At 68.6% G+C, this 7,423-nt stretch carries 9 protein-coding genes; 2 read left to right on the plus strand and 7 right to left on the minus strand.

Annotation, left to right across the window (positions count from 1 at the left end):
• Positions 1–140: 140 nt before the first annotated feature.
• On the minus strand, positions 141–1,379 hold the full coding sequence (locus J0M27_RS18120) for a murein transglycosylase A (protein ID WP_294995049.1): 1,239 nt from the start codon (positions 1,377–1,379) through the stop codon (positions 141–143).
• A gap of 46 nt (positions 1,380–1,425) precedes the next feature.
• Here J0M27_RS18120 and J0M27_RS18125 point away from each other — a divergent pair, with 46 nt between their 5' ends.
• Complete coding sequence (locus J0M27_RS18125; RefSeq protein ID WP_294995052.1) at positions 1,426–2,328, plus strand: ATP-binding protein; 903 nt, start codon at positions 1,426–1,428, stop codon at positions 2,326–2,328.
• Positions 2,329–2,456: 128 nt separating this feature from the next.
• Entirely contained in the window at positions 2,457–3,404 is a 948-nt protein-coding gene (locus J0M27_RS18130; protein WP_294995055.1) for a Nudix family hydrolase, read from the plus strand.
• 80 nt (positions 3,405–3,484) lie between these two features.
• Here the strand turns inward: J0M27_RS18130 and J0M27_RS18135 are convergent, their stop codons facing one another.
• The 6 genes from J0M27_RS18135 to J0M27_RS18160 form a co-directional block, all read right to left on the minus strand.
• Complete coding sequence (locus tag J0M27_RS18135) at positions 3,485–3,682, minus strand: DNA gyrase inhibitor YacG (RefSeq protein WP_365963109.1); 198 nt, start codon at positions 3,680–3,682, stop codon at positions 3,485–3,487.
• On the minus strand, positions 3,670–4,425 hold the full coding sequence (gene zapD / locus J0M27_RS18140; protein ID WP_294995061.1) for a cell division protein ZapD: 756 nt from the start codon (positions 4,423–4,425) through the stop codon (positions 3,670–3,672). The genes J0M27_RS18135 and zapD overlap by 13 nt, the downstream gene beginning before the upstream one ends.
• A 54-nt stretch (positions 4,426–4,479) precedes the next feature.
• Positions 4,480–5,094 carry a dephospho-CoA kinase gene (gene coaE, locus J0M27_RS18145; protein WP_294995064.1) on the minus strand — a complete coding sequence of 205 codons (615 nt, stop codon included), beginning with the start codon at positions 5,092–5,094 and terminating at the stop codon, positions 4,480–4,482.
• Between the two features lie 34 nt (positions 5,095–5,128).
• Positions 5,129–5,758 carry an SPOR domain-containing protein gene (locus J0M27_RS18150; protein WP_294995067.1) on the minus strand — a complete coding sequence of 210 codons (630 nt, stop codon included), beginning with the start codon at positions 5,756–5,758 and terminating at the stop codon, positions 5,129–5,131.
• A gap of 18 nt (positions 5,759–5,776) precedes the next feature.
• Positions 5,777–6,193 carry an adenosylmethionine decarboxylase gene (speD, locus tag J0M27_RS18155; protein WP_294995070.1) on the minus strand — a complete coding sequence of 139 codons (417 nt, stop codon included), beginning with the start codon at positions 6,191–6,193 and terminating at the stop codon, positions 5,777–5,779.
• Positions 6,190–7,423, minus strand: a 1,234-nt coding sequence (locus J0M27_RS18160) for an NAD(P)/FAD-dependent oxidoreductase (protein ID WP_294995073.1), incomplete at its 5' end; no start/stop codon positions are given. The genes J0M27_RS18160 and speD, both read right to left, overlap by 4 nt.

The raw sequence follows: 7,423 nt of genomic DNA on the forward strand, positions 1-7,423 counted from the left end.
CCGTTCGACAGGCTCACGGCTCAGCCCGAACGGGGCTTCACATACCGTTCATCCTGAGCATCTCAATCCGTTCATCCTGAGCCTGTCGAAGGACAGGGCTTTACCGGACCGGATCTACAGCCAAAAAGTCGGCGCTGACGCTACGGCGTTCCCGGCTGATAACCCCGCGGCAGCAGCACCCACATGCGGCCCTGCTGGCGCATTTTGCCGGCCTGGTTGCCGGCGGCGGTGCCGCTGCCCCAGTAGAAATCGGCGCGCACCACGCCGCGGATCGCGCCGCCGGTGTCCTGCCCGACCATCAGGCGGTTGAGCGCCTTTTCGCTGTTGGGTCCGCTGTTTGGTCTAGTGGTCGCCAGCCAGATCGGCGCGCCCAGCGGCACATGGCGCGGGTCGACGGCCACCGATCGCTCCGGCGTCAGCGGCAGGCCCAGCGCGCCTTGCGGGCCGCTGCCTTCGACCGGCAGTTCGCGGAAGAAGACCAGGCTCGGGTTGGCGTTGAGCAGTTCGGCCAGCCGCGCCGGGTTGGCCTTGGCCCAGGCCTTGATGCCCTGCATCGAGGCCTGCTCGGTTTTCAGTTCGCCCTTGTCGATCAGCCAGCGGCCGATGGAACGATACGGATGGCCGTTCTGGTCGGCGTAATTCAGGCGCACGCGGCTGCCGTCGGCGAGCTGCACCTGGCCCGAACCCTGGATCTGCATGAAGAACAAATCAATCGGGTCATCGACCCACAAGAGCGCCTCTGGTGAGCGCTTGCTCTCCTGCGGAGTCCATTCGGCACGCGAATAGTAGGGAATCAGCTTGCGGCCTTCGAGGCGCCCGCGCAGGCGCAGGTGCTTGAGCTCGGGGTAGAGTTCGGCGAGTTCGACGACCACCATGTCATCCGGCGGGCCGAATACCGGAACCGTGTAGCCGCGCGCTTTCTGCCGGCTGCCCTTCAGTATCGGTTCGTAATAGCCGGTGATCAGTCCGTTGCGCGAACCGTCCGGATTGACCAGCGCCCAGGGCTGTGTGTGCGCCTCGAACCAGGCGCGCAGGGCGGCGGCGGATTTGTCGTTGAGCTCGCGCGCCGACGCGCAGGCCGGCTTCCAGTGCGCCTGTTTTTCCAGGCTACGGCAACCGGCGACGAAGGCGGTGAAGGCGGAGCCGGGATCGTCCTCGTTCCAGCCCGGCAGCTCGCTCCACTCGGCGGACTGCAGGGGTTTTTCCGGCGGCTTGGGCGGCTCGACCACCGGGCACACCGGGCAGGCGGGGCAGGCGGCGGGCGCGGGACAGGCGGCCGCGGTCGGAGAAGTCGGCGCCGGCTCGACGCCGATTTGCGCGCAGCCGGCCACGGTGAGCAGGGCCAGCAGGGCGAAGACGGGGGGAAAGAAACGAGACATGATTCTGCTAAAGTGGCCTTCCTTCAATGGCCCGCAAGCTTAACCGATGTCCGATCCCGCCCGCGATTTTGCCCCCCTGATCGACCGCCTCGATGCGCTGTTCGACCGCCTCGAAGCCGTCCTGCCGGTGCCCCTGCCGGCCACCGACTGGTTGGCCAGCGCCTTCCGCTGGCGCACGCGCGGCGGGCGCGGCTGGCTGGAGGCGGTGAAGCAGCCGCACCGCATCCGCTTCGAGGACCTGCAGGGCGTCGAGGACCAGAAACAGCGCATCGCGCAGAACACCAGGCAGTTCGTCGCCAAGCGCAGTGCCAACAACGTGCTGCTGACCGGCGCGCGCGGCACCGGCAAGAGCTCGCTGGTCAAGGCCGTGTTCAACCAGTTCGCCCACCGCGGCCTGCGCCTGATCGAAGTGGACAAGGACGAACTGGTGCACCTGCCCGACGTGGTCGACCTGATCGCCGGCCGCCGTGAGCGTTTCATCATCTTCTGCGACGACCTTTCCTTCGAGTCGGGCGAGCCCGGCTACAAGGCGATGAAGAGCATCCTCGACGGCTCGATCACCGGAATGCCGGACAACCTGCTGGTGTATGCGACCTCGAACCGCCGCCACCTGATGCCGGAAAAGATGTCGGAGAACCTCGAAGCCAAGCACGACGCCGACGGCGACATCCATCCCGGCGAGACCACGGAAGAGAAGGTGTCGCTGTCCGAGCGCTTCGGGCTGTGGCTGTCCTTCTACCCCTTCGGCCAGGATCACTACCTGGAAATCTGCGCGCACTGGCTGGCCGAGTTCGGCGTGCCGGCCGACAAGATCGAGGCCGCGCGCGGCGAGGCCCTGCAATGGAGCCTGATGCGCGGCTCGCGCAGCGGCCGCGTCGCCTGGCAGTTCGCCCGCGACTACGCCGGGCGGCATGGCGGCAAGCCGCCCCGGACCCCGGCAAAGAAATGACGTGATCAGCCAGAAACTCAGCCCGGTCATTCCGGGCTTGACCCGGAATCCAGTGGTTTTCCGCCGGCCGTTCTGGATTCCGGCTTGCGCCGGAATGACAAGCTGATGCTTATTGTCAATCAGGAAAAATGAAACTCACCGAAGTCGCTGCCGCCGTCATCGAGCGGCGGACAGCCGATGGCGCCATGGAATTTCTGCTCGGCCAGCGCGCGCCGGGCACCTTCTACGCCGGCTACTGGGAATTCCCCGGCGGCAAGGTCGAACCCGGCGAAACGCCGCACGCCGCGCTGCTGCGCGAGCTGGGCGAGGAACTGGGCATCGGCGTGACGCGAGCCGATCCCTGGCTGCGCCGCGAGCATGTCTACGAGCACGCCCATGTCCGGCTCAACTTCTTCCGCGTGCGTGACTGGTGCGGCGAGCTGCACGATCATGTGCATAGCGCCCTGGCCTGGCAGCGCGCCGATGCGCCGACGGTTGCGCCGATGCTGCCGGCCAATGCGCCGGTGCTGGCGGCGCTGGCGCTGCCGGATTTCTACGCCATCAGCCATGCCGGCGAGATCGGCATCGATGCCCAGTTGATGGCGCTGGCGCAGGCGCTGGAAAACGGCCTGCGGCTGGTGCAGCTGCGCGAACCGACGCTCGATCCGGCGCGGCGTGCGGCCTTCGTCCATGCCGCGGTCGACCTCTGCCACCAGTACGGCGCGCGGGTGCTGGTCAATGGCGATCCGGCGCTGGCCGCCAGCGCCGGGGCGGACGGGGTGCACCTGCCGGCGCGGCAATTGGCGGCGCAGACAACGCGGCCGGATTTCGCGCTGGTCGCCGCGTCCTGCCATACGGCGGCGGACCTCGAACTGGCCGCGAAACTCGGCTGCGACTTCGCGGTGTTCGGCGCGGTGCGGGAAACCGCCACTCATCCGGGCGTGGCCGGCATTGGCTGGGAGGGATTGGCCGCGGCGCTCGCCGTGCCGCCGCTGCCGACTTTTGCCCTGGGCGGTTTGTCGCGGACGGACCTCGATGCCGCCCAACGCGCAGGCGCCCACGGCATCGCGGCGATACGTGCCGCCTGGGACGCCTAGTACTGCATTCCAGCAAACCGGATACGGCTCAGGCCGAACGGTTTGTTGTAATCGCTTTTGCGGAACGCTCCACTAGCTTCTTACTCCGACTGATCTTCCGGCTGCGGTTCTTCCGTGGCCGCGACGCGATATTTGTCCGTTGCCCAGGCGCCGAGGTCGTTGCCCTTGCAGCGCGCCGAGCAGAACGGCCGATGGCGATTTTCGGCAATCCACTCCACGCTGCCGCCGCAATTCGGACACTTGACCACGCGAGGTACAACCGGTCTTACAGGTTGCACAGGGTCAGCTCGAAATTCACCGGTGAGTCGATCTGGCGCGGCCGCTGGTCCATGTCGGGGCGCAGGAAGCGGATGTTGATGGCGAACTTGCCGGCGGAGATCTCTGGCAGGCAGGGGTCGCCGGGGCCGGTCTTGAGGCGGATCAGCTGGGCGCTGCGGCCGCCGAGCATCAACTGGAAGGTTCCGCGCGGGGCGGTTTGCGCTTCGGCGCGGCCGGAGGCGCGCAGCAGGCGCAGCACGATCGCCAGCCCGGCGCGGATCGGCAGCATCGGCGCGATCCACCCGCGCAGGTCCTGCTGGCGCAGCGCGGGATCGCGATGCCGCCAGTAGTGGTAGCCGGGCAGGTCGAATTCGCAGACGCCACCGGGGATCGCGGCGCGATTCTTGATCGTCATCAGCCACTCGTTTTCGCGCAGGTAATGGCCGATCTTGCCCTGCATGGCGAGCAGCAGCGAGCTGGCCTGCTCGATCTCGTAGAGCGCGCCGGAGAGCGCATCCTCGGAGATTTCCGGGTTGTTGCGAAATGACAGCAGGATCTGGCGCTGGCGTTCGAGCTCCTGCACCAGGTCGAATTTCAACTCGGCGCGGCCGGCGACCTCGAGGATTTCAAACAGCGTGACCAGCGCGACATGGTGCTCCATGGCGCCTTCGGCGGACGAGAAATGGGCGATCTTGTCGAACAGGTCTTCGAGCCGCAAAAGCGTGCGAACGCGCTCGCTGAGAGGGTATTCGTAAGTGATCACGCGCCGGCCAGGGAGGGAAAATTCGTGCGATTGTGACCCAATTCAGTGCAAATCTCAACCGACATGGCCGCAAAATGCCAAATACCGTCCATGCAGGCGCTCGATTTGCGGGGCCAGCGCGGCCAGTTCGCCGTCGTTGTCGATCACGTCGTCGGCCGCCGCGAGGCGTTCGGCGCGCGAGGCCTGGGCCGCCAGGATGCGCTCGACTTCCGCGCGCGCGAGGCCGCTGCGGCTCATGACGCGGGCGATCTGCGTCGCTTCGCTGCAATCGACCACGGCGACGCGATCGACGCGCTTGCGGTAGTCGCCCGACTCGACCAGCAGCGGCACCATGAGAATGGCATAGGGCGAGTGCGCGCCGTCGGCCGCCAGCAGGCGTTCGCTTTCGGCGCGGATCATTGGGTGCAGGATGGCTTCCAGCCGCTTGCGCGCGCCGGGGTCGGCGAAGACGATGGGGCGCATCGCGGCGCGGTCGGGCGCGCCGTCGGCGCCGGCCGCGGGGTCGCCGAATTCGGCGCGGATCGCCGGCATGCCGGCGCCGCCCGGCGCGGTCAGGGCATGCGCGAGGGCGTCGGTATCGACCACGGTGATGCCGCGCCCGGCAAACAGGGCGGCGGCGGCGCTCTTGCCGCTGCCGATGCCGCCGGTGAGCCCGATCACGTAGCTCATCGGCTGGTCACGCGCCCCAGGGGGTGGCCGTCCATCACTCGCACTTGCCGACCGTCGCGCCGGCATGGGGTGCGATCAGCAGCGGCAATTGTTGCAGCAGGGCGGAGGCGGGACCGCGCGCCTCGACGCCGGCTTTCAGCGCCGGCTGGTCGCGGCTGTCGACGCGTGCCGATTTGAGCCCCTTCTTGCTGAGGTCCGCGAGCAGCTCGCGGGCGGCCGCTTCTTCCGGAAAACGGCCGAGGACGATCTCGTGGCGGCCGTCCCCGAGCGTCACCGCTTCGTGGTTGGCGATGCCGAGCCGGGCCAGTTCGGCGGCCTTCTTCTCGGCGGCGGCCTTGTTCGCCAGTTCGGCGATGACGACCAGGTGGAGTCGCGGCTCGGCCCGAGGCTGGATCTGGGCATCCAGCTTCGCCGCTGTCATCGCCGCCTTGAGTGTCTCGGCTTCGGTCATGGCCAGCCCGCTGACCAGGCGGCAGGCGGGCTCGTCGGACTTCGCCGCGGGCGGCTGGGCCAGCGGCGTCAGGCGCAGCTTTTCCGCGTGCAATTCCTGTGTCAGCCGTTGCGGTTCGCGGTTTTCATCGACGGCGCCGAAGTGGCCCTGGCTCCAGGCATAGAAAACCAGATTGACGAAAACCAGCAGGTAGAAGGAAATCCGCAATGCCATGACCCCAGGGCCCCGTGTTCAATCGATGGTGGTGAGGCGGCGTTCGATCACGCCATCCGCGGCGCGCGCACCCGGCGCGATCTCGCCGCGCATCACCTCGCGGCGCACGATCCGGCGCGGCCGCAGCGCGGCGCGCAGGCTGTCGTAGGCGGCTTCGGCGGCAGCGCGATTATCGCGGCTGTGGTTGCAGACGTAAAGGTCGAAGCTTGCCGCATCGAGTTCCGGCCAGGTGTGGATCGCCAGGTGCGATTCGGCCAGCACCAGCGCGCCGGTGGCGCCGGCGCCGGGAAACTGGTGGAAGGCCGCGGCGACCACTTCCAGGCCGGCCCCGCTGCAGGCATCGCGGCAAAGCGCGGCGAGCGCGTCCGCGTCCAGCAGCAGGCGGCGCTCGCCGGCGCAATCGTGGAATTCGGCAAGGATGTGCAGGCCGTTCATAGTGAGGACGCAAAGGATACGCCGAGCCGGCGCAAAGTGCGCTCGGCGGCCAGCACGCCGCGATGGTTGGCTTCCTCGAACAGCGACAGGCCGGAGACGTCGGCATGGGCGAACTGCAGCCCTGCCCCGCCCTGCTCGAAGACGTGGCGCGCGCCGCCCCACAGCCGCCCCGGCAGCGGCCGCAGCATGGCGTGGGCATGGCGGTGCACGTCGAGTTGCGTGACGAGTTCGCGGATTTCCGGGTGCGGCCGGGCGAGGTCGTCCAGCACCTCGCGCGCCCAGCCGGCGTGGTCGAGCAAGAGTCGGCGATGGCGGTACGGGGTTTCCTCGTGCAGCGCGCGGTACCAGGTGATCACGGTCGGCCCCGGCGCGTAGCGCAGTTGCTGGTGGGTCGCCACCACGTAGCCCAGCGCCGCGCTGTCGTGCAGCACGTTGTCCCAGGCCAGCGGCTGGCCGGCGCGCGTTTGCGGCGCCGACGACAGCGTCAGGTTGGCGACTATCCACGGCGCATGTTCGGCGCCCTTGATCGCCGCCAGCCACTCCGGGCGAGGCGCGGCGAACACGTACGGAATCAGGAACAGCGGCGCGGCCCAGATCAATTCGCGGCTGATGATGCGGATGCTGCGGTTTTCGGCGGCGAGGTAGATGTCGCAGTGCCAATCCTTGCCGCGCTGCTCGACGCGGAAGGCCAGCGCAGCGGCCTGCACCTTCCCGGCGCTGGCCCGCGCCAGCCCGCGCGCCAGCCAGGCGTTGCCTTCCGGTGCGGTCAGCACCTGGCCTTCGCCGTCGCGGCAGGCGAAGTAGTGCAGCCCGGCCCAGGCCGAGGTTTGCGCGGCGGACGTGCCGTAGTCGTCGCGGCAGGCGTAGTCGGCCAGCCAGTGCAGGCCAGGCGCCGTGTAGCCCTCCTGCAGCAGCCAGTCGCGCAGGTTGCCGCGGTCGAGCGCCAGCAGTTTCTGGTCGCGGCCCGACAGGGCCAGCGGCAGCGCGAAGGGACGGCGCCCGGCGCCGTCTCGGCGCTGGCGCAGTTCGTGGATGTGGTCCTGGAAGCGCGCGTATTGCGCGCGCTCCGCCGCCGGCACGCCAAGCGTCGGCCACAGGCCATCCTGCCAGTAGCCATCGATGTAGAGGCGCTCCTGCGGCGCGTGACAAAGATATCGCTCGTCATACTCCGGATGCGCCGCGTCGACCGGCCCGCGCAGCGCGCCGAGCTCGGCCAGCAGCTCGCGCGTG

It is taken from the genome of Sulfuritalea sp., assembly GCF_017302275.1.
Lineage (GTDB): Bacteria > Pseudomonadota > Gammaproteobacteria > Burkholderiales > Rhodocyclaceae > Sulfuritalea.

Coding starts and splice junctions, on each gene's coding strand:
- J0M27_RS18120 (WP_294995049.1), bottom strand. CDS start 1,379: ATGTCTCGTTTCTTTCCCCCCGTCTTCGCCCTGCTGGCCCTGCTCACC.
- coaE (WP_294995064.1), bottom strand. CDS start 5,094: ATGAGCTACGTGATCGGGCTCACCGGCGGCATCGGCAGCGGCAAGAGC.
- J0M27_RS18130 (WP_294995055.1), top strand. CDS start 2,457: ATGAAACTCACCGAAGTCGCTGCCGCCGTCATCGAGCGGCGGACAGCC.
- speD (WP_294995070.1), bottom strand. CDS start 6,193: ATGAACGGCCTGCACATCCTTGCCGAATTCCACGATTGCGCCGGCGAG.
- J0M27_RS18150 (WP_294995067.1), bottom strand. CDS start 5,758: ATGGCATTGCGGATTTCCTTCTACCTGCTGGTTTTCGTCAATCTGGTT.
- J0M27_RS18125 (WP_294995052.1), top strand. CDS start 1,426: ATGTCCGATCCCGCCCGCGATTTTGCCCCCCTGATCGACCGCCTCGAT.